Source organism: Streptomyces sp. CNZ301, assembly GCF_004217425.1.
In genome coordinates, this window is record NZ_SHLG01000001.1 from 2404010 (window position 1) to 2426098 (window position 22089).

Annotated in this window: 17 protein-coding genes; 6 read left to right on the top strand and 11 right to left on the bottom strand. The window is 71.4% G+C overall.

The window, feature by feature from the left end; translation table 11 throughout:
- Positions 1-1560 (bottom strand): PucR family transcriptional regulator, encoded by a 1560-nt coding sequence (locus tag EV375_RS10305; protein WP_130299182.1) that lies wholly within the window; start codon positions 1558-1560, stop codon positions 1-3.
- A gap of 290 nt (positions 1561-1850) precedes the next feature.
- On the opposite strand from EV375_RS10305, the gene EV375_RS10310 reads away from it, so the two are divergent.
- From EV375_RS10310 to EV375_RS10330, 5 genes are all read left to right on the top strand, one after another.
- Positions 1851-3341, top strand: coding sequence for a sodium:solute symporter family protein (locus EV375_RS10310; protein ID WP_130299183.1), 1491 nt, complete (start codon positions 1851-1853; stop codon positions 3339-3341).
- A 148-nt stretch (positions 3342-3489) separates the two neighbouring features.
- Positions 3490-5145 carry a thiamine pyrophosphate-binding protein gene (locus EV375_RS10315; RefSeq protein ID WP_130299184.1) on the top strand — a complete coding sequence of 552 codons (1656 nt, stop codon included), beginning with the start codon at positions 3490-3492 and terminating at the stop codon, positions 5143-5145.
- Between the two features lie 229 nt (positions 5146-5374).
- The gene (locus EV375_RS10320) at positions 5375-6244 is read left to right on the top strand and encodes an ATP-binding cassette domain-containing protein (RefSeq protein WP_130299185.1); all 870 of its coding nucleotides are present in this window, start codon (positions 5375-5377) and stop codon (positions 6242-6244) included.
- A complete protein-coding gene (locus EV375_RS10325) occupies positions 6226-7503 on the top strand; it encodes an ADOP family protein (RefSeq protein ID WP_130299186.1) in 1278 nt (425 codons plus the stop codon). The genes EV375_RS10320 and EV375_RS10325 overlap by 19 nt, the downstream gene beginning before the upstream one ends.
- Before the next feature lie 90 nt (positions 7504-7593).
- Entirely contained in the window at positions 7594-8685 is a 1092-nt protein-coding gene (locus EV375_RS10330) for an SLOG cluster 4 domain-containing protein (protein WP_130299187.1), read from the top strand.
- Here EV375_RS10330 and EV375_RS10335 read toward each other — a convergent pair.
- The 10 genes from EV375_RS10335 to rpsB all read right to left on the bottom strand — a co-directional run bounded on the left by EV375_RS10335 (position 8675) and on the right by rpsB (position 20509).
- Positions 8675-9811, bottom strand: coding sequence for an ABC transporter ATP-binding protein (locus EV375_RS10335; protein WP_130299188.1), 1137 nt, complete (start codon positions 9809-9811; stop codon positions 8675-8677). The genes EV375_RS10330 and EV375_RS10335 overlap by 11 nt on opposite strands.
- Positions 9811-11454: an ABC transporter permease gene (locus EV375_RS10340; RefSeq protein ID WP_130301744.1), complete on the bottom strand. Its 1644-nt coding sequence runs from the start codon at positions 11452-11454 to the stop codon at positions 9811-9813. Before EV375_RS10340 ends, EV375_RS10335 begins: the two co-directional genes overlap by 1 nt.
- A 107-nt stretch (positions 11455-11561) precedes the next feature.
- A complete protein-coding gene (locus tag EV375_RS10345; RefSeq protein ID WP_130299189.1) occupies positions 11562-12638 on the bottom strand; it encodes a thiamine ABC transporter substrate-binding protein in 1077 nt (358 codons plus the stop codon).
- A 306-nt stretch (positions 12639-12944) separates the two neighbouring features.
- Entirely contained in the window at positions 12945-14081 is a 1137-nt protein-coding gene (gene rlmN, locus EV375_RS10350) for a dual-specificity RNA methyltransferase RlmN (RefSeq protein ID WP_130299190.1), read from the bottom strand.
- 590 nt (positions 14082-14671) lie between these two features.
- A complete protein-coding gene (locus tag EV375_RS10355) occupies positions 14672-15178 on the bottom strand; it encodes a GNAT family N-acetyltransferase (protein ID WP_130299191.1) in 507 nt (168 codons plus the stop codon).
- Between the two features lie 493 nt (positions 15179-15671).
- Positions 15672-16793 carry a phosphatidate cytidylyltransferase gene (locus tag EV375_RS10360; RefSeq protein WP_486588397.1) on the bottom strand — a complete coding sequence of 374 codons (1122 nt, stop codon included), beginning with the start codon at positions 16791-16793 and terminating at the stop codon, positions 15672-15674.
- 61 nt (positions 16794-16854) lie between these two features.
- Positions 16855-17412: a ribosome recycling factor gene (gene frr, locus EV375_RS10365; protein WP_130301745.1), complete on the bottom strand. Its 558-nt coding sequence runs from the start codon at positions 17410-17412 to the stop codon at positions 16855-16857.
- 160 nt (positions 17413-17572) lie between these two features.
- The gene (gene pyrH / locus EV375_RS10370; protein WP_055486333.1) at positions 17573-18343 is read right to left on the bottom strand and encodes a UMP kinase; all 771 of its coding nucleotides are present in this window, start codon (positions 18341-18343) and stop codon (positions 17573-17575) included.
- A 163-nt stretch (positions 18344-18506) separates the two neighbouring features.
- A complete protein-coding gene (tsf, locus tag EV375_RS10375) occupies positions 18507-19343 on the bottom strand; it encodes a translation elongation factor Ts (RefSeq protein ID WP_130299193.1) in 837 nt (278 codons plus the stop codon).
- A gap of 236 nt (positions 19344-19579) precedes the next feature.
- Positions 19580-20509, bottom strand: a complete 930-nt coding sequence (rpsB, locus tag EV375_RS10380; RefSeq protein WP_130299194.1) for a 30S ribosomal protein S2 — start codon at positions 20507-20509, stop codon at positions 19580-19582.
- A gap of 380 nt (positions 20510-20889) precedes the next feature.
- On the opposite strand from rpsB, the gene EV375_RS10385 reads away from it, so the two are divergent.
- Positions 20890-22023, top strand: a complete 1134-nt coding sequence (locus EV375_RS10385; protein ID WP_130299195.1) for a M23 family metallopeptidase — start codon at positions 20890-20892, stop codon at positions 22021-22023.
- Positions 22024-22089 lie beyond the last annotated feature (66 nt).

A 22089-nucleotide genomic window follows, 5' to 3' on the forward strand; every position in this document is an offset into this window, starting at 1 on the left:
TCAGCACCACTTGAGCGCGAACCACAGCTCCATGCGTACGTCCTGCTCGGCCAGGTCCTGCCCGAGCAGGACACCGACGCGGGCGATGCGCTGCCGCACCGTGTTGCGGTGGACCTCCAGCGCCACCGCCGTACGGTCCCAACTGCCGTTCAGCGACAGCCACATGCGAAGCGTCTCCACGAGCTCGGGACGGCCGTCCAGCGGTGCGAGCCGCGCCTTCGCCAGCGCCCTGCCCTCCTCCGGCGCCACCAGCGAGGCCACGTCCGCGACTTCGCCCTCACCGGCCGGCGCCTCACGTACCAAAGGGCGCCTTTCCGCGAGCGCACGCCGCAGCGCACGCCGGGCTTCCCTGTCCCCGCGGTCGAGCCCGCCGGCCGGCACCGGGCGGCTCACGCCGAGCGTCCAGCCCTGCTGGGGGCCCACCGGAACATGCCCGTGGACACCCCGTTCTCCGTCCGCTCCGGCACCCACCGGTACGAGGGCGCGCAGCTCCCCGGCGTCGAGGTCGATGAGAGTGGTGCCCAGCCCGGCCGCCAGCGCCGCCGCCGCAAACGGGTCCTCCTCACCAGCAGCCACGGCACGACCGTCCACGCGGGCGGCACCGCGCCCGCGACGGCGGCGCCCGTGCACCACGGCCCATCGCTGGGCGCCGCCACCGAGCAGCGGCGCCGCCTCCTCGGCCGAGGCGCCCAGCATCAGCCGTACGAGCGCGGCGGAGCGCCGTTCGCCGGCCGCCGCCGCGCGCCGCTCCGTGAGCAGCGTGAGCAGGACCACGGCAACTGCCGCGATGGCTCCGTCGATGCCGTCCCTGTGAGGTGCGCACAGGCCGAGCGCGAGGGGCCGGCGCCGTCCCCCGCCGCTCAACCCGTAAACGCTGAGGTGGAGTTCACCGGCCGTGCCCGCGGCCGACGACGGCCCCGAGCGCAACAGGCCGGTGAGCGAGGCGAGTTCGGCACGCGCCTCCTCCGGGGGAGCCGTGCCCGCGGATGCGAGCTCGGCTCCGTCCGGAGACAGCAGCACGGCCCAGCCGTCGAGGCGCTGGGCCAGCTGCCCGAGCACCGCAGGTACGGGATGCGGCCCGGCCGCCGCGGCGGCCAGCGTCTGCTGCGATTCGCTCAGCCTCCGCAGCGCCTGGTGCCGGCGCTGAGTGATCGCCTGCCAGACGGACCGCGCGACCGCGGTGAAGGGGGTGTCCCGCGGCACCTCGACCAGCGGGAGGCCGTACCGGTCGCACGCGTCCGCGAGTTGTGCGGGCACCTCGTCGTGCACGGGAGCGATGCCGAATCCGAGCGCGGCCGCACCGGCCTCGACGGACCGCTCCACATAGCGCTCCCAGTGCGCGCCCTGCTCCGGGCCGGGCGGGCAGTGGACGCCCGCGCTGAGCAGCAGCTCACCGCCGAGCAGATACGGCAGCGGGTCCGCCATCTCGCTGGTGTGCACCGAGTACACGGGCGTCTCGCGCGCACCGTCGGGGCCCGCGATCTGCCGCAGTCCGAGCTCGGCGTCGTCCGTGAGTACGGACAGCGGGACGGGCACGGTGGGCGGGACCAGTTCCTGCACGGCCGGCACCTCCCGTCGGCGGTCATGAGGCCGCCGGGGCGGTCAAGAACCCCGCGCGGCCATGGACGATTCATACAGCCGAAGCCGCCTTGATGGAGGAAACGTACACTTCCTGGCTCCCTTGACGACACCTAGGCTCCGGTCGAACGTTTCGCACGATCCCGTCCCCCACCGGGCTCGCCTCCCCGCTTCTCCCTCCCCGCTTCTCCCTCTCACCTTCGCCTTCTCCCCGTCCCCGCTCTCTCCACCTCCCTCGACTTCCCCTCCCCGCCCGGCCCCAGGAGCGCTCCATGGCTGTCGACTACGCAGTGATCATCATCTATCTCGTGGGCATGCTCGCGGTCGGCTGGTGGGGCATGCGCCGCGCCAAGTCCAAGAGCGACTTCCTCGTCGCCGGCCGCCGGCTCGGCCCGGCCATGTACTCCGGCACGATGGCCGCGATCGTGCTCGGCGGCGCCTCGACCATCGGCGGGGTCGGCCTGGGATACCAGTACGGACTCTCCGGCGCCTGGCTGGTGTTCACGATCGGCTTCGGGCTGCTGGCCCTGAGCATCTTCTTCTCGGCGCGCATCTCGCGGCTGAAGGTCTACACGGTCAGCCAGATGCTCGACCTGCGCTACGGCGGCTCGTCCTCCGTCATCTCCGGGCTGGTGATGTGGGCGTACACGCTGATGCTCGCCGTCACCTCGACGATCGCCTACGCGACCATCTTCGACGTCATCTTCGGCCTGGACCGCACACTGGCGATCATGCTGGGCGGCGGCATCGTCATTGCGTACTCGACGCTCGGCGGCATGTGGTCGATCACGCTGACGGACATGGCGCAGTTCGTCGTCAAGTCGGTGGGTGTGCTGCTCCTGCTCCTGCCCATCGCGGTCTGGAAGGCGGGCGGCATCGACGGCATGCGGGAGCAGCTGCCCGACGACTACTTCTCCCCCATGAACATCGGCGTCCAGACGGTGTTCACGTACGTGCTCATCTACTCGTTCGGCATGCTGATCGGTCAGGACATCTGGCAGCGCGTCTTCACCGCGCGCAGCGACACAGTGGCCCGCAGCGGCGGTTCCGTCGCGGGTGTCTACTGCCTCGTCTACGCGATCGCGGGTGCCGTGATCGGCACCGCCACCAAGGCGCTCTACCCGAAGCTCGACAGTCCCGACACCGCCTTCGCCACCATCGTCGGCGAGGCGCTTCCCATCGGGGTGAAGGGCCTGGTGCTGGCGGCGGCGCTCTCGGCGGTCATGTCGACCTCGTCCGGCGCGCTCATCGCCTGCGCCACCGTCGCAAACAACGACATCTGGAAGCGGCTGCGCCGCACCGCCTCGGGCAGCCCCGCCGAGGACGAGGCGAACGCGGCGCCCCACGACGAGATCCGCGGCAACCGTGTCTTCATCCTGATCATGGGCGCGGCGGTCGTGGTGATATCCATCGCGCTCAACGACGTCGTCGAGGCCCTGACCGTGGCGTACAACCTGCTGGTCGGCGGACTGCTGGTGCCGATCCTGGGCGGCCTGGTCTGGAAGCGCGGCACGGCCAACGGTGCGCTGGCGGCCGTGGCGGTGGGCGGCGTGACCGTCGTCGCGATGATGCTCTGGAAGGGAGTGCTCGCCAACGAGGCCATCTACTACGGGCTTCTGGCCTCGCTGATCGCCCACGTCGTCGTGAGCCTGGCCGGCAAGCCCACCGACCCGGCGGTACTGGCCGAGTGGCGGGCACGCCTCGCGGGCGAGTCCTCGCACAACGGCGAGAAGCCCGCGGCCGACGCGCCCGCCGGAGTCTGACGCGGCACAGCCACCCTGCGACGCCCCGGCACGGCCGTCCGTGACGGACGTGCCGGGGCCGGGCCCGGCAGACACGTCCCTGCCCGCGCCGGCCCCTCGCCCCCGGGCACCCGACCGCACCCGCACCACGGAAGGCGCAACCCCCCGCATGGCATCCGCACCGGCAGTCCGCACAGGCAGCGACCTCGTCACCGAATCCCTCACCGCCCTCGGTGCACACACCGTCTTCGGACTGCCGGGCCAGCACGCGCTGGGCGCCTTCGACGCCGTACGCCGCTCCGGACTGTCGTACGTCGGGCTGCGGGTGGAGAACAACGCGGGCTTCGCCGCCGACGCGTACGCGCGCATCACCGGCACGGTCACGCCGCTGCTGATCTCCACCGGCCCCGGCGCTCTGATGTCTCTGGCCGCGCTCCAGGAGTCCGCAGCCGCGTCCGCCCCCGTGCTGGGCATCAGCAGCCAGGTGCCCACGGCCGGCCTCGGCGGCGGCCGCAAGGGGTACCTGCACGAACTCCGCGACCAGAAGGCGTCGTTCCGCGACGTCGTGAAGTCCGTCCACACGGTGCGGGCCGCCTCGCAGATTCCCACGGTGCTCGCCTCGGCGTGGGCCGAGGCGGCCGAGGCGCCCTGCGGTCCCACCTGGGTCGAGATACCGCAGGACGTCCTCGTCGCGCCCACGGACGTGCCGCCCCCGGAGTCGCTCGCCGCCCCCGGCGGCCCGGCACACCCGCGGCCCCTGCCCGCCCGTCCCGAACTGACCGCCCGGGCGGCCGCGTTGCTCGACGCGGCGGAACGGCCGGCGGTCCTCGCCGGCGGCGGTGTCGTACGGTCGGGCGCCCAGGCGCAACTGCTCAGCCTCGCCGAACGGCTGGACGCCCCCGTCGCCACGACCTTCGGCGGGAAGGGCGCCTTCCCCTGTGAGCACCGGCTCTCTCTCGGCTCCTGGCTCGAGGACCGGCACACCACCGACTTCCTTGCCGCAGCCGACGTCCTGCTCGTCGTCGGGTCCGGACTCGGCGAACTCTCCTCGAACTACCACACGTTCGCGCCTCGCGGCCGCGTCATCCACATCGAGGCGGACGTCGGCAAGCTGGAGGCCAACCACCCCGCGCTCGGCATCCACGCCGACGCCCGGGCGGCTCTGGAAGCGCTCGCCGGGGCCGTCGCATCCCGGCCCGCGGGCCATGCGGAACGTGAGGTCGCCGCGCTGCTGGACCGCGTACGGGACAGGATCGCCGCCCAGGGCCTCGACCTCGAACAGCAAGTGCTCGGCGCGGTCCGCGAAGCCCTCCCCGACACCTCCCCCAGCTTCTGGGACATGACGATCCTCGCCTACTGGGCATGGTCCGCGTTCGACCCCCGCGAAGGTGCCATGCACTCCGCGCAGGGTGCCGGCGGCCTCGGTTACGGCTTCCCCGCCGCGCTCGGAGCCGCCGCGGCCGACCCGGAGCGCCGCACCCCTGTCCTCGCCGTCTCGGGTGACGGCGGAGCGATGTACTCCATCGCCGAACTCGCCACCGCCCGCCAGTACGGCCTCCCCGTCACATGGCTCATCGTCGACGACGGCGGCTACGGAATCCTCCGCAGCTACATGACGGAGGCCTTCGGCGAGGCGACAGGCACCGAACTCGCCCGCCCCGACTTCGTGGCGCTCGCCGAGTCGTTCGGCGTTCCGGCGGTGCGCAGCTCCCCGGAGCGGCTGCGCGAGGACCTGTCGGCCGCACTCGCCGCTCCCGGACCGTCGGTGGTCCTCCTCCCCGCCGAACTGCGGATGTTCGCGCCCACGCACCTCGACGCACACTGACCGCCTTTCGCAGCCCGCAGCCCGCGCACCCTCCCGTACCGCTGCATGAGCGGGGCCATCTGCGGGGCCCGTTCGGTGGAATCTGCGCCGCGCCCCGGCGGATGACGCCGGATGGACGGTTGGCTGTCCTTACGGTTCCTGTGACCGATGGCCCCGGGCCCGCTTCACCCCTTCGTGGGACGGGGCCCGGCAGGGACCAGCAGAGCAGAGGTGAGTGGAGGTGCCCTCAGTGGCAGCACCCCCGGACAACGACGTGCTCTGGGCACGCGGACTGCATTACTCGTACGGCGGTTCACCCGCCCTGCAAGGCGTCTCGATCGGCGTCCGCGCCGGCGAGATCGTCTGCGTCACCGGACCTCGCGGCAGCGGCAAGACCACCCTGCTGAGCTGCCTGTCCGGTCAACTCACCCCGCACGACGGGGAGATCTGGTTCAACAGCGTGCCGGTGCACACGCTCTCGCGCACATCGCGCGAACGGCTCCGCCGCGACCGCTTCGGCTGGGTCGGCAGCGAGCCGCAGCTCATCCCGGAACTCACGGCGTGGGAGAACGCGGCGCTCCCGCTCATGCTGTGCGGAGCCGGTTCCCGCGCCGCCCGCAAGGCGGCCGTCGAATGGCTGGAGAGGCTCGACGTCGGTGACTGCGCGCGCAAGCGTCCCTCGGCGCTGCGGCAGTCGCAGCGCCAGCGCGTGGCGATCGCCCGCGCCCTCGCCCCCGCGCCCGCGATCGTCTTCGCCGACGAACCGACAGCTCCCCTGCACCAGACGGAACGGGCCCAAGTACTGCGCACGTTGACGACCGCCGCGCGCACGCACGACATCACGGTGGTGCTCACCACACACGACCCGGCGGTGATGCTGCCGAAGGTGACACCGGGAGACCCGGAGGCCGCGGACGCGGCGGGACCGACACTCGCGGACCGCAACCTCACGCTCGTCGACGGACGCCTGGGCGGCGACCTGATCTCCACGGGCCCCGGCGGCACGAACAGCGGCGGGGACGACGAGAACGACGGAGCCGGTGGCAAGGGCATGGCCACGGGCGAAGGCGACTCGGACGGCGAAGACTCCAAGGGTGCCGCGTGCTCGCTCTCCGTCTAGCCCGCGGTGGTCACCCCCTCACGCTGCTGCGCCGCCTCCTGGTGGCATGCGCCACGGCAGTCGTGGGCTTTCTGCTGCTGGCGGCGCTCAGTCATGCCCTCGCCCACCCGCAGCAGCCCGGTACCTCTCTCGTCCAGCTGGTGTGGTGCCTCGCGCCGCTCGCGGCGGCCGTGCAGTTCGCCGCGGCGGTCGCCCGCACGGACCCCGGTTCGCGCTCGCCCTCGGCCCTGGACGCGGCGGGCGTGGGCCCGGCCCGCATCCCTCTTCTCGCGGCCGCCTCGACGGCGATGTCGTCGCTGCTGGGCAGCGCAGTCGCGCTCGTGATCTATCTGCATCTGCGCGGCCAGCTGGCGTCGGTGCCCTTCGACGGCGCGGCCGTGAAACTCCTCGCCGCCGACCACCCGTTGCCGGTCGCCGCCACGCTGGTGCTGCTGTGCGTTCCGCCTCTGGTGGCCGCCGGCGCCGCCGCGCTCGCCACCCGGCCCGGGGCCCTCCCGGCCATGGCGGGCGCCGCGGCCGGTACCGGCGGCGGCACCCACGCACGTACCGCGGAGTCCGGCGCGCACGGCGACACGGCGGAAGCACCCCGCGCCCACCCGGCGGGCGACCGGGAGGCGCAGTCCTTCCGGGTGCTGCCGGGCGCGCTGCCCGCGTCCGTCACCCTGCCCTGGGGTGCCGCGTTCATCGCCGCGGGTCTCGCGACGGAGACGTACGCGAGCCGGTCGCCGAAGCCGCTGTCCCTCTCGGCGGTCCTGTCGAACAGCGCCCCCGGTGTTCTGGGCGGCTGGCTGCTCACCGTCCTCGGTCTCGTGCTGGCCGGCCCGGGACTCACCCAGCTGTGCGGGCGGCTCCTGGCGGTCGGCAGACCGGGCGCCGTACGGCTGCTGGCGGGGCGGGTGCTCCAGCAGGAGGCGGCGCGCATCGGCCGGCCGCTGGGTGTGCTGTGCGCGGTGGCGGCCGGCGGGCTGGCGGCGAGCGAACTGTACGGCGCGTCACCGCAGGACGGTGCCCGCATGTTCGGGCCGCTGACCCTGCTGGGCGCAGCGCTGGTGGTGCTCTGCGTGACGGCGAGCGCGCTGACGGCCGCGGCCGAGTCGCGAGCCGCCCGCAGGCCCGCGAACGAGGCCCTGGCAAGGCTCGGTGCTCCGCGCCGGCTGCTGCGGGGAGCGGCGGCGGTCCGTGCGGTCGTCGTGTGCGTGGTGTTCGGCGCCCTCACCTGGGCGGTGGGCCAACTCGCCGCGCTGCCGCTGACGTCCTGACGCAGGCGGATATCCGCCCGCGCCCTGAAAGGGCGGCCCCCTTCCGGCAAGCGGGGCCGCCCTCGTGCTGCGGGCGCATACGCTGACGGGATGCTGGACCACGAGATAGAGAGCCTCGAGGAGTTCGACGACGTCGTCGACGCGACCGGATCGCTCAGCGGATGGCGCCTGCAGTCCCTGGACCTGCGCGGGCGTGCCGGGGCGCTGGCGTCCGCGGAGACCGACGGCGCGGTCTTCCTGGGCTGTGCGATGACCGCCGAGTCGGTCGTGCGGGTGCAGGAGAACGGCGGGCTGGTGTTCCCGCCCGTGCCGAAGCTGCCGTTCAACCCCTACCGCGGGCGGCTCTACACCCCGGACGAGCTGTTCTCCGGCCTGGCCGAGGGGTACGAGCACACGCCGGACGCCGGCTCGTACGCCTGGTTCCAGCGGACGAAGAGCGACGGCGACGTCTTCTCCTCGATGCTGCGCGCCGTGCACGACGACGCGATCTCCGACGCACTCGACGAACAGCTCGTCGGAGCCCGCGTCGTGGGGGTCATGGGCGGTCACAAGCTGGCGCGCGGCAGCGCCGCGTACGCCGGGGCGGCGCGCCTGGGCAGGGCGCTGACCCGGGAGGGCCACACCGTGGCGACGGGTGGTGGCCCGGGCGCCATGGAGGCCGCGAACCTCGGTGCGTACGCGGCGCCTTTCGAGGACGGAATGCTGGACAAGGCGCTGGAGATGCTCTCGACGGCGCCGTCCTTCGAGGAGTCCGTGGGTGAGTGGGCCCGGGCCGCGTTCGCGGTCCGGGACGGCTGGCCGGGCGGCGGCGTTTCCGTGGGCATCCCGACGTGGTTCTACGGGCACGAGCCGCCCAACGCCTTTGCGCAGCACATCGCGAAGTACTTCGTCAACGCGGTGCGCGAGGACGGGCTGCTGGCACGCTCGAACGCCGGTGTGGTCTTCCTTCCGGGCGCGGCGGGGACCGTACAGGAGATCTTCGACAACGCGACGCCCAACTACTACCAGTCGCGCGGCACTCCGACCCCGATGGTGCTCGTCGACGAGGAGCACTGGACGCGTACGCTGCCGTGCTGGCCCCTGCTCGAGGCGCTCGCCCGTGAGCGGCCGATGGCGTCGCGGATCGCGCTGGCCGGCTCCGTCGAGGAAGTCCCGGAGACGCTCGCGCGGCTCAGGGGCTGACCGGCCGGCCGCTGCGCGAGTCCGCTCGGCCCCGAACCTCCGGCCCGGGGGCGGGCGTTGGCGCTCCGCCGTCGGCGCCGTCGCCGTTGCCGCCACAGGTGCCGAGCCGCACCACGTCGCGGCCGTCGAAGGTGACGCCGACCTCGGCCCCGGCCTCCGGTGCCTCGCGCAGCGGGCACGAGACCTCCAGACGCGGGCCGGTCTCCGGCTGGAGCAGCAGCGTGACATCGGCGGCGTCGCCACCGCGGAAAGTGCGGGCCTCGACGGTGCAGCGCAGCCCGTTCCGTGGTGCCGTCAGCCGGACACCCGCCGGGCGTACGAGGAGCTGGCACGCGCCGGTGCCCGTACCCTCCTCCACCGGGAGTTCGCCCCAGGGGGTGCGGGCCGTACCGTCACGCACCGTCGCGTCGACGACGTTGTCGAAGCCGAGGAAACGGGCGACGAACTCCGAAGCGGGACGCTGCCACACCTCCAGTGGCGTGCCCGTCTGGGCGATGCGCCCCTCGTTCATCACCACGACGCGGTCGGCCAGTACGAACGCCTCCCCCTGGTCGTGGGTGACGGCGAGGACGGTGGTGCGCAACTCGCGGAACAGCGACCGCAGTTCGACGACGAGGCGCTCCCGCAGCCCCCGGTCGAGCTGCCCCAGCGGCTCGTCCAGCATCAGCAGACGCGGCTGCGGCGCGAGGGCGCGGGCGAGTGCGACGCGTTGCTGTTCACCGCCGGAGAGGGAGGTGACCGTGCGCCGTTCCGCGCCGGGAAGACCGACGAGACCGAGGAGTTGCGCGACCCGCTCGTGCGCGTCGCGCCGCGCGGTGCCGCGCATGCGCAGACCGAAGGCGACGTTTCCACCGACGTCGCGCTGCGGGAAGAGCTGGTGGTCCTGGAACATCAGCCCGACGCCGCGCCGGTGCGGCGGCACACCGCGCTGGTCCCGGCCGGAGAGTTCGACCCTGCCCGCGTCCGGGGTGTGCAGCCCCGCTATGACGCGCAGAAGCGTCGACTTGCCGCTCCCACTGGGTCCCAGCACACACACCGTCTCGTGGTCGGCGACCTCCAGGTCCACACCGTCCAGGACGCGCTGTCCGGGACCGAAGCCGGCTGTCACACCGGTGAGCCGCAGCATCAGAACTCTCCCGAGGGGTGGGTGCGTATGCGTTCCAGCACGAGGAGCGTCGCCGCGCAAACGACCATCAGAACGGTGCTCATGGCCATCGCCTGCCCGTAGTTGAGCTCGCCGGCCCGGCCGAGGAAGCGGGCGACGGCGACGGGAAGCGTCGGGGCGTCGGGGCGGGCGATGAAGACCGTCGCGCCGAACTCGCCGAGCGAGACGGCGAAGGCGAATCCCGCCGCGACGAGCAGCGCGCGGCTCACCAGCGGCAGATCGACTTCGCGCCAGGCGCGCAGCGGCGAGGCACCGAGCACGGCCGCGGCCTCGCGCAGCCGGGCATCGATCGCGCGCAGCACCGGCAGCATCGTCCGGATGACGAACGGAACGCCGACGAGCGCCTGCGCGACGGGCACGATCATCCACGACGAGCGCAGATCCAGGGGCGGTTCGTCCAGTGCGACGAGGAAGCCGAAGCCGACGGTGACCGCGGAGGTGCCCAGCGGCAGCATCAGCATCGAGTCGAAGCCCCGCACCAGCCGGTCGACGGCCCCGCCGCTCCGGCCGCCGCCTCCGGTGCGTGCCGTCAGCGCCGCCGCTGCCGGCACACCGACCGCGAGGGCGATGAGCGTGGCCACGGCCGCGTACGCGAGGGAGTTGCCGATGGCGTCGACGGGCGGGACGGTGAACGTGGCGGTGCCCGAAACCTCGCCGAGCGCACGGTAGTTGGCCAGTCCGTAGCCGCCGGGTCCGTCGAAGGACCGGGCCGCCAGTACGGCGAGAGGCACGAGGATCAGCAGGCCCGTCACCGCCAGGACGGAGCCCAGCAGCGCCCACTGGGCGCGGCCGCGGGGACGGCGCGCGGACTCGGCGGCCGGGACCATGCTCAGCGCCGAGTGCCGCTTCCGCACGGTGCGGGCGTGCACGGCGAGCAGAGCGGTGACGGCCGCGAACTGGAGCAGCGTGAGCACGGCGGCGGTCGGCAGGTCGAGCAGCGCGGCGGTCTGCCGGTAGATCTCGACCTCCAGGGTGGCGTACCGCGGGCCGCCCAGCACCTGGATCACGCCGAACGAGGTGAAGGTGAAGAGGAAGACGATCAGCGCGGCCGCACCGACGGACGGCGCGAGCGCGGGCAGTGTCACGCGCCGCCACGCGGCGAAGCGGCTCGCGCCGAGCACGCGTGCCGCCTCCTCCTGGCGCGGGTCGAGTTGGGACCACAGCCCGCCCACCGTCCGTACGACGACCGCGTAGTTGATGAACACGTGCGCGAGCAGGATCGCCCAGACACTCGTGTCCAGACGCAGCCCCGCCCACTCGTCCAGGAGGCCGCCGCGCCCCAGCAGCGCCAGGAACGCCGAGCCCACAACCACCGTCGGCAGGACGAAGGGGACGGTGACGACGGCACGCAGCACCTGCTTCCCGGGGAAGTCGAACCGGGCGAAGACGTATGCGCACGGCAATGCGAGTGCCAGCGTGCACGCCGTCGACGCAGCGGCCTGCCACACCGTGAACCACAGCACCTGCAGCGTGTCCGGGTCCCCCAACACCTGTGCGAGCCGACCGAGTTGCCACGAGCCGGCCTCGGTGCGCAGTCCACGGCCGACGATCGCGGCAACGGGCCAGGCGAAGAAGAGCGCGAAGAAGGCGACGGGCAGCGCCATCAGCGCGAGGCGCGGCGCGGCACGGGCACCGGGCCCATGCCTGAGCAGAGCACGTGCGTGCGGTGCCGGTTGCGCGAACTCCTGCACCGGGCGGGCCCGTTCGCGCGTCACTTCACGACGAGCGACGTCCACGACTTGATCCAGCGCTCGCGGTGTTCGTCGATCCTCGCCGGGTCCATGGTGGCCGCGTCCCCGGTGCTCCGGCCGTACTTGGTGAACACCTCGGGCAACTCGGCGTCCTCACGGGCCGGGTTGACGAACATCTGCAGCGGCAGGTCCTCCTGGAAGGTCCTGCTGAGCATGTAGTCGAGCAGCGCCCTGCCGCCCTTGGCGTTGCGGGCGCCCTCCAGGAGCCCGGCGAACTCCGTCTGCTGGAAGCACGTCCGCTTCGCGATGCCCGTGGGGGCCTTCGCCGGGAGCGGCTTCTTGCCCAGCACCTCGGCGGGCGGGCTGGAGGCGTAGGAGACGACGAGGGGCCGGTCGCCCTTGCCCTTGCCGCCGGCCGAGCCGCTGAACCGCTCGTTGTACGCCTGCTCCCAGCCGTCGACGACTTCGACGCCGTTGGCGCGCAGCTTCTTCCAGTAGTCCTCCCAGCCGCTGTCCCCGTACTTGCCGACGGTGGCAAGCAAGAAGCCCAGCCCGGGCGAGGAGGTCGCGGCGTTCGGGGTGACGAGGAGGTTCTTGTACTCGGGGTCGGCGAGGTCGTCCAGCGACTCGGGCGGCGTCTGGTCCCGTTTCTCGAACCAGCTGCGGTCGTAGTTCACGCATATCTCACCGAAGTCGACGGGCGTGACGCGGTTCCGCTCCTTGTCGAGCTGCAGCTCCGCGGGTACGTGGCCGAGGCCGTCGGCCTTGTACGGCTCGAAGACCCCCTTGCCGAGGGCCCGGGAGAGAAGGGTGTTGTCGACGCCGAAGAAGACATCGCCCTGCGGATTGCCCTTGTTGAGGACCGCCTGGTTCACGGCGGCGCCGGCGTCACCGCCGCGCAGCACCTTCACCTTGTAGCCGGTCCGCTCCGTGAACTTCTTCAGCACCGGCTTGGAGACGGCGAAGGAGTCGTGCGTGACGAGGGTGACGGTCTTGTCGTCGCCGCCCTGTCCTGAACCGCCGCACGCGGTGAGCGCACCCGTGAGGACGAGGACGGACGCGGCGGCCGCGGCTGCGCGCAGCACATGCTTGTTCATAGGGATCATCGACTTCCTACCCGGCATGACCCGGGCGAGGTTCGAGGGTCTGCGGGCCGTACGCGCACCTGGCCGCGGGCGCCGCCCGGCGCCCCGCGGGGTGTACGTGCAACCGCACTCTCAGCGCTGTGTGCGCTCCCCTGTCGGTCTGTTGTCTGTTGTGCGGCCCCTCGTCGCTTGATGTGCCTGCGACAAGGCGCCCCGACGAAGATTACCAGCCACTCCCGCGTCGGCCCCGGCCCGCTCGCTCCGGTACGAAGAGCCCGGTACGGCCGGGCCGGCCCAAGTGCGCCGGGCGGCGCCGAGTCAGCGTTCCGTCGCCGCCAACTGCCCGCAGGCGCCGTCGATCTCCTGCCCGCGAGTGTCCCGCACGGTCACCGGCACGCCGTGTGCCTCCAGCGCCTGCACGAACGCGGCCTCGTCCTCGGGGCGGGACGCCGTCCACTTCGAACCCGGAGTCGGATTGAGCGGAATCAGATTGACGTGCACGGGCCTGCCCTTGAGCAGCCGCCCCAGCAGATCCGCCCGCCATGCCTGGTCGTTGATGTCCTTGATCAGCGCGTACTCGATGGAGACGCGGCGCGAGGACTTCGCCGCGTACTCCCATGCGGCGTCCAGCACCTCGCGCACCTTCCAGCGGGTGTTGACCGGGACGAGGGTGTCGCGCAGTTCGTCGTCCGGCGCGTGCAGCGACACGGCCAGACGGCACTTGAACCCCTCGTCGGCGAACCGGAGCATCGCCGGGACGAGCCCCACCGTCGAGACCGTGATCCCGCGCTGCGAGAGCCCCAGTCCGTCGGGCTCCGGGTCGGTCAGCCGCCGGATCGCACCCACGACGCGCTTGTAGTTGGCGAGCGGCTCGCCCATGCCCATGAAGACGATGTTCGACAGCCGCGCCGCACTTCCCACCGCGCCTTCGGCCTGGCCTCCGGCTCCCGGAACCTCGCCGTCGCGCAGGGCCCGTACACCGTCGACGATCTGGTGGACGATCTCGGCGGTCGACAGATTCCGGTCGAGCCCCGCCTGACCCGTCGCGCAGAACGGGCAGTTCATGCCACAGCCCGCCTGCGAACTGATGCACATCGTGACCCTGTCCGGGTAGCGCATCAGGACCGACTCCACGAGGGTGCCGTCGTGCAGCTTCCACAGCGTCTTACGGGTCATGCCCTCGTCGCAGCTGATGTGCCGCACCACGCTCATCAGGTCCGGCAGCAGCTCCGCGGCGAGCTTCTCGCGTGCCGCCGCGGGGATGTCCGTCCACTGCCCGGGGTCGTGCGCGAGCCGGGAGAAGTAGTGCTGCGACAGCTGCTTGGCCCGGAAGGGCTTCTCGCCCGCCCCGGCCACGGCCTCACGGCGCTCGGCGGGCGTGAGATCGGCAAGGTGCCGCGGCGGCCTGGCGGCCCCCCGCGGCGCGACGAAAGTCAGTTCTCCGGGCTTCGGCATAGCCGTACCAGTGTCGCAGACGGGTGAGGGTGGCCCGGGCCGGAGCGGGGTGGGGACGGTCACCATGCGGCGTCGGCTGTCAACGTCGGCCAACCTCGCACGGCCCCGAGACGGCCCAGCAAATTTGTTCCAGCCTGACCGACACGACTTCTAGCATGTGCCAGGACGACACGAGAAATGGCATCTGGGAGCAGATTTGAACGATAGGGAAAGCGAAGGAAGTGCTGAAGAATACGATGACATCCTTCCTCACTTCTGGGCCGAGGAGTATTTTTCCTGCCACTACGGCCGTATCGAGTTCCTCCTTTTCGAATCACGCCCGGCCGCTCTGGCATGACCAAGAGACAACATTTCTCAGAGTCTGGACAGTGAGATCTTTCAGCCAAGGAAAGAGCGACTGGAATCCCATAACGAGCCACCGGGATTTAAAGGTGAAATGAAGCTATAGCAGGCTTTGCGCTATGTCGGTGATATTGCCGCGATGCTCGAACACGCTGACGCCGAAGCGTCTTCACAATAGATGGCGGCTGTTCAGCGTTGCGCGCGTAGGCAGGTCGACCCGGGACCTCGGGGCTCGTGGTGCTCGATCCTCAGTTGATGGGCGCCGGGGCAGTGAAGGAGATCCAGACGTCGGGCGGCACTTGTGGCTTGTCCGGTACCGGTCGACGTTCCTCGGTCCACGTGTCACCGGCGACGTCCGTGGCGACGCGGCGCCAGAACTGAACTGCTGCTGTGTTGTTGTCCTGGAATGCGACTTCCCAGGGACCTGGGTGCTTGGACACCACCACTCGCATGGCGCTCAGCCCGATTCCTGATCTCCGTGCCCCGCGCACGACGAAGAAGGTGTTCAGCACGCGTGTGGGGCCGTTCAGGCTGCGGACGAATGCGAGTCCTACGGGGTGCTCTCCGCTGGTCAGTAAGTACGGTGCCCAGTCGTTGTCCGAGAGGGCTGTCTGGAGTCGGTCGCTGCGGAAGGTTCCGTCGGGGGCCGGCAGTGCGCCCCAGAACTCTGACATGTCGTGACGGAACATCAGCCACAGTCGCTCAATCACGGGCTTCTCGGCTTCGCTTGCCAGTTGCACGGATACGTCAGGCATCGGTCTCCCCCCGGTAGGCAGGTACGGTTCGCCGTAAGCCCCGCAACGTCGCGAGCCGGGTGATCTGCTCCAGATGCTCCGAGGTGCCGCGCACAACATCGATCCGCTCACCCTGCGGTGCCCTCGTCATACCGCTTTCTCCCCCTGCTCGTGCTGTCACGCACTGAGCCGCCCAACTTAGCGTGACCGCAACTGCCCTTCCAGTGCCCCGATTTGGGTTGCGGCGCCACTCGGGGAACCGGGCACCCCCGCGCACGGGCTCACCCCCCGGGCCCCCCAGGGGCGCGCGGCTGTCCGGGGGCCCACGGGTCGGCCAGTAGTTGCGAACCGTCCGCCGAGCGCCCCTCCCCCGCAGCGGACTCCGGTGGCCGACGCCTCCTCACGCTGACAGGGAGTGGCTCCCGGGCACGGGACGGAGGCAGGAGCCGGCCGCGGGGCCGGTAGTGGAAAGCGCGGCACGAGCGGGCTGCCGCATCCGGCGGCCCGTCCCGCGTCAGCCCCCGCCGACGAATGCGACGAGCAGGAGCCAGACGACCGGGGCCGTCGGGAGGAGCGAGTCGAGCCGGTCCATGATGCCGCCGTGCCCCGGGAGAAGTGTGCCCATGTCCTTGATGCCCAGGTCGCGCTTCATCATGGACTCGCCGAGGTCGCCCAAGGTGGCGGTGACCGCCACCGCCATGCCCAGCAGCAGGCCCTGCCACCAGAAACCGCCCTCTACCAGGAACTGCATGCACAGGGCCCCCGCCGCCATGCAGAAGGCGATGGCTCCGGCCAGACCCTCGCGCGTCTTGCCGGGGCTGATGCTCGGCGCAAGCTTGTGGGTACCGAAGCGCCAGCCCACGGCGTACGCACCGGTGTCGCTGACGACGGTCAGCAGCAGGAACGTCAGGACCCGCCACGGACCGTCGTCGGCGGCGAGCATGAGCGCGACGAACGTGGCGAGGAACGGTACGTAGAACGTGGCGAATACGGCCGCTGTGACGTCCCGCAGGTATTCGTCGGGCGACTCGGTCATCCGCCACACGAGCACGGCGAGAGCGGTCAGCGCCATGATCACCCACGCACCCTCGGGCCCGCGCAGATAGCCCGCGATCACCATGGCGGCGCCGCCCACGCCGAGCGGCACCAGCGGTGCCTGGATCTCCTTGCACTCGCTGAGCCGTGAGGTCAGCTCCCAAAGGCCGACGACGACGGCGACGACGATCACGCCGAGGAAGACCGGCTTGTAGAGGAAGAGGGAGGCGAGGATGACCGCGCCGAGTCCGACGCCCACTCCTATCGCGGCGCGAAGATCCCGTCCGGCTCGCTTCTTGCCGCCGAGCGGGGCGGGGCCGGGGTCGCCGGGGGCGGGCCGTCTGCCGCCGCCGCTGTCCCGGCTGCCGGCGCCGCCGGAGCCGTGGGAACCGCCTTGTCCGGGTCCGCTCTGGTCTCCGCCAGGGCCGCCCGGGTCGGACACGATGGGCATATGCCGAGTCTGCGGCACGGCACCGGTCCCGTGCGCGGGAGCTTCACCCGTGCCGGGCTGGAAGGCGCTCCCGGACACCGCGCCTCCCCGGGCGCGTGCGTCCGGGGGTCCGGTACGGGGCGGCGGGGCTCCCCACGTTGAGTCGTTCACAGATTGCAGCCTCAGACCTCGGACCTCGGACGGATCTCGGACAGTCCCGCGCGCGGGGACCTCAGACCTCGAGCAGCTCGGCTTCCTTGTGCTTGAGCAGCTCGTCGATCTGCCCCGTGTACTTCGACGTGGTGTCGTCGAGCTCCTTCTCGGCCCGGCGCCCCTCGTCCTCGCCCACGTCGCCGTCCTTGATGGCGGCCTCGAAGGTCTCCTTGGCCTTGCGGCGGACGCTGCGGATGGAGATCTTCGCGTCCTCGGCCTTGCCCTTGGCGACCTTGATGTACTCCCTGCGGCGCTCCTCGGTCAGCTCGGGGAACGTCACCCGGATGATATTGCCGTCGTTCGACGGGTTGACGCCCAGGTCGGAGTCGCGGATCGCCTGCTCGATGTTGCGCAGCGAGCTCTTGTCGAACGGCGTCACCACCGCCATCCGCGGCTCCGGAACCGAGAACGATGCCAGCTGGTTGATCGGCGTCATCGTGCCGTAGTACTCCGCCACGATCTTGTTGAACATCGCCGGGTGCGCACGGCCCGTGCGGATCGCGGCGAAGTCCTCTTTGGCGACCACGACCGCCTTCTCCATCTTCTCCTCGGCTTCGAGGAGGGTCTCTTCGATCACCACGTGCTCCTGGTTTCCTTGAATGAGCCTTGCGGATAAGCCCTGTTTCCTGCACGGTGTCCGACCGGCAGGCGGTTGTCCACCCCGTGTCGAGCCGTTCGTACGACGGCGAGTCACCCGGCGGGCACCGAGCGCACCGGCGCCTGCCGAAGGCCGAACGTCAGCCTCTCGTGCCCTGGTTGCTCACCAGGGTGCCGATCTTCTCACCCTTCACCGCTCGCGCGATATTGCCCTCCGCGAGCAACTCGAAGACCAGGATCGGCAGTTTGTTGTCCCTGCAGAGCGTGACGGCCGTGGCGTCGGCGACCTTCAGGTCGCGCGTGATGACCTCGCCGTACTCGAGGGCGTCGAACTTCACCGCGTCCGGGTTCTTGGCGGGGTCCGAGTCGTAGACGCCGTCCACACCGTTCTTGCCCATCAGCAGCGCTTCCGCGTGGATCTCCAGGGCGCGCTGCGCGGCAGTGGTGTCGGTGGAGAAGTACGGCATGCCCATACCGGCGCCGAAGATGACGACCCGGCCCTTCTCCAGGTGCCGCACCGCACGCAGCGGAATGTACGGCTCAGCGACCTGCCCCATGGTGATCGCCGTCTGGACGCGGGAGTCGATGCCCTCCTTCTCCAGGAAGTCCTGGAGGGCCAGGCAGTTCATGACGGTGCCGAGCATCCCCATGTAGTCGGAGCGCGCACGGTCCATTCCGCGCACCTGCAGCTGCGCACCGCGGAAGAAGTTGCCGCCGCCGATGACCACGGCCAGCTCCGCGCCGTCGCGGACGACGGACGCGATCTCGTGGGCCATCTTGTGCACGATGTCGGGATCGACGCCGAGCCCCCCGCCGCCGGCGAACGCCTCACCGGAGAGCTTGAGCAGGAAACGCTTGCGGCCGCTGCGGCTGCTCCTGCCTGTGTCGGATGTATCGCTGTCCTTGCTCATGAACTTCTCCTCGTGCACATACGAAGGAGGCCACTGCCGTCGGATCCTCGAAATCCCTGGTGCGGCAATGGCCTCCTCGTCACAACTGCCCTGTGCCCGACCTTAGCGGGCGCGTACCGCTCGCGTGCGTCACGCGTCGGCACGCTTGCACGGGGCCGGTACCTCAGGCGCCCACGCGGAAACGCGCGAAGTGCTTCAGCGAGACGCCCGCCTCTTCCAGGACCTTCTGGACGCTCTTCTTGTTGTCCTTGGCGAAGGGCTGGTCGAGCAGGGTGTTCTCCTTGAAGAAGCCCGTGACGCGACCCTCGACGATCTTGGGCAGCGCCTGCTCCGGCTTGCCCTCCTCGCGTGCGGTCTCCTCGGCGATGCGGCGCTCGTTCTCGACGGTCTCGGCCGGGATCTCGTCGCGGGTGAGGAACTTCGGCGCGAAGGCGGCGATGTGCTGCGCGACGTCCTTGGCGACCTCCGCGTTCTCCTTGTCCAGCTCGACGAGCACGCCGACCTGCGGGGGCAGGTCCGGGCTCGTGCGGTGCAGGTAGGAGGCGACGTAGGCGCCGGAGAACTGGGCGAAGCGGTCCAGGACGATCTTCTCGCCGAGGTTGGCGTTGGCCTCGTCCACGTACGCCTGGACGGTCTTGCCCGGCTCGATCTCCGAGGCGAGCAGCGCCGCGGTGTCGGCGGGGGAAGTGGCGGCGACGTGGCCTGCGATGGTGTCGGCGACGGCGAGGAACTTCTCACCCTTCGCGACGAAGTCCGTCTCGCACTTGAGCTCCACGAGCACGCCGGAGGCGTTGTCGTCGGCGATACGGGCGACCAGCGCGCCGTTCGAAGCGGTGCGGCTCTCGCGCTTGGCCACGCCCTTCTGCCCCTTGACGCGCAGAACCTCGACGGCCTTGTCGACGTCGCCCTCGGACTCCTCCAGGGCCTTCTTGCAGTCCATCATGCCGGCGCCGGTGAGCTCACGGAGCTTCTTGACGTCGGCGGCGGTGTAGTTCGCCATGCTTGGTTTCCTTCTGTGACCAGGCTCCGCCTCACGTCCGCGCTTCGGAGCGCGGGGGCGGAACTCGTCCTTCTTGAGGTCTCTTCGCGGCCGGTCCGGGGCGTCACCGGTCACCGTCGTGCGGTGCGGCGGAGTCGCGCGGTGAGTCTGCGTCTCTTCCCGGGGCGGCCGTGGCAATCGTCACCGGGGCGCGGCGGACGGCGGCGAAAAAGCCGTCCGCCGCACCCGAGTGGACGTCAGGCGTTCTCGGCGGTCTTCGGCTCGGAGGCGTCGGCCGGCTTCTCCTCGGCAGGCTTCTCCTCGGCCTTGGCCTCGGCAGGCTTCTCCTCGACCTTGGCCTCGGCGGCCTTCTCGTCTTCCTTCGCCTCGGTCTTGCCCGCGGCGCCCTCGCTCTTCTCGCCCTCCAGGAGCTCACGCTCCCACTCGGCGAGCGGCTCGGCGGACTTGTCGCCGCTCTTGGCGGCCTCGGCGGCGCCGGAGCGGGCGATGAGGCCCTCGGCCGCGGCGTCGGCGATCACGCGGGTGAGGAGCGTGACGGAGCGGATGGCGTCGTCGTTGCCCGGGATCTTGTAGTCGACCTCGTCCGGGTCGCAGTTGGTGTCCAGGATCGCGACGACGGGGATGTTGAGCTTCCGCGCCTCGCCTACCGCGATGTGCTCCTTCTTGGTGTCCACGATCCAGACGGCGCTGGGCACCTTCTGCATCTCGCGGATACCGCCGAGGGTCTTCTCCAGCTTCGCCTTCTCGCGGGAGAGGACGAGCAGCTCCTTCTTGGTGAGGCCGGAGGCGGCCACGTCCTCGAAGTCGATCTGCTCCAGCTCCTTGAGCCGCTGCAGACGCTTGTAGACGGTCGAGAAGTTGGTCAGCATGCCGCCGAGCCAGCGCTGGTTCACGTAGGGCATGCCCACGCGCGTGGCCTGCTCGGCGATGGCCTCCTGGGCCTGCTTCTTCGTGCCGACGAACATGATGGAGCCGCCGTGCGCGACGGTCTCCTTGACGAACTCGTAGGCGCGGTCGATGTACGACAGCGACTGGAGCAGGTCGATGATGTAAATGCCGTTGCGCTCGGTGAAGATGAAGCGCTTCATCTTCGGGTTCCAGCGGCGGGTCTGGTGCCCGAAGTGGACGCCGCTCTCCAGCAGCTCCCGCATCGTGACGACGGCCATGGCCGTTCTCCTTGTATTGCTCGGTTGTCGTCAGCGCTGGCCGGGTCGGCCATCGCTTGCCTGACGCCTCTGGCGCGCTGCCCGCGGGGCCTGTGGAGGGGCCCTCGTGGGACCGAGATGCGCGGCCACCGGGTGAGGGTGGCGAGGCGTGCGAAGTCAGCCCGGTGGCCCGGGCCGCACCAGCAGTGTACGGGACCTGAGAGGGGCACGGCTCCTCGCGGGGAGAATCCGGATTGCCGGACATGCCCCGCGGGCGCGCGCAAACCGCGGGAACTGCCGCGGCCGCGCGACGGACGGTGCGCGCAGGGCAGGCACCTGCGGCAGGCCCCGGGAGCCGGCACCTGCGGCAGGCCCCGGGAGCACGCCGTGAGCACCCTGTCATGCCGCGTGGGCGCACCGGTCGTGGACCGGCGCCGGTGCCCCCCACGGGTGATCGCGCTGTCCACAAGGGGCCGGTTCTCCACGGAAGTTCAGCAAGATCCCCGCGCCCGGCCGCCATACGGGACCGTGCGTGTACGGCGACCGACGAGGGGGTGCTGTCCGTGGTCCGGGGTGCGCGGGTCGGCCGGGGTGCGCGAGGTGGCACAGGCGTCCGAGCCGGCCGCGGTGCTGGAGCTGTGCTGCGCGGGGTGGTGCGTGTGCTGGCCTGCGCGGTGCTTTGTACCGCGGTCGCGCTGGTGCCGGCCGGTCCGAGGAGGGCACTGGCGCATGCGGAGGAACGACAGGGGCCGCTGTCCGGAGCGAGGGCGGGCTGGCGGGATGCGGTCCCCCGGGACCCCGGGGGTGGCGACGGAAGGGGATGGCCCGTGGCGGGGCGTGCCGGGCTGCCTCGGGTCGTCCGCGGCTGGAGGCCGCCGCCGAAGCCCTGGGCCGCCGGTCACCGTGGGGTCGATCTCGCAGCTCCCCGGGGCAGCCCGGTGCGTGCGGTCTCAGCGGGGCGGGTCTCGTTCGCGGGCAAGGTCGCCGGACGCGGGGTGGTCTCGGTGGAGCTGGCGGGCACGGGAGGCCCCCCGCTGCGCATGACGTACGAACCGGTCAAGCCGTCCGTCCACAGGGGCGACCGGGTGCGGGCCGGCCAGACCGTCGGCAAGGTGGCAGCCGGGCCCTTCCACTGCGACAGGGGCTGCCTGCACTGGGGCGCATTGCGGGGACGGCGCTATCTCGACCCTCTGTCGCTGCTGCGCGGCGGACCGTCGAGGCTGCTGCCGGTCTTCGGGGTGCCGGTACCCGGTCGCGCCCGCCACGTGGACCCCGGAGGCACAGCCGGCGCGGGGACAGGACCGGGGGCCAGCGCGGGGACCGCTGCCGGCAGGAGGGCGGACGCCGAGCGTCATCCGGTGGTGAACCGCGCTGCGGTGACGGACCCGGCCGTGCCTGGTGAGACGCGTCCGGACCTCGGCCGGCTGTCACTTGCTGCGGGGCTCGGTTGTGCCGCCTGCTGGGCGCGGAGGCGGCTGTCCTACGCACTCCGTTGTCCTCGAGCCGGGCGGTCCCCCGCAGGTGCCGCACCGTGACGGAGCGTGGCGGCACGCGGGAGGGCGGGGCGGAGCCCGGAGGCCGGGCGCGTCCGCCGCCGGGTG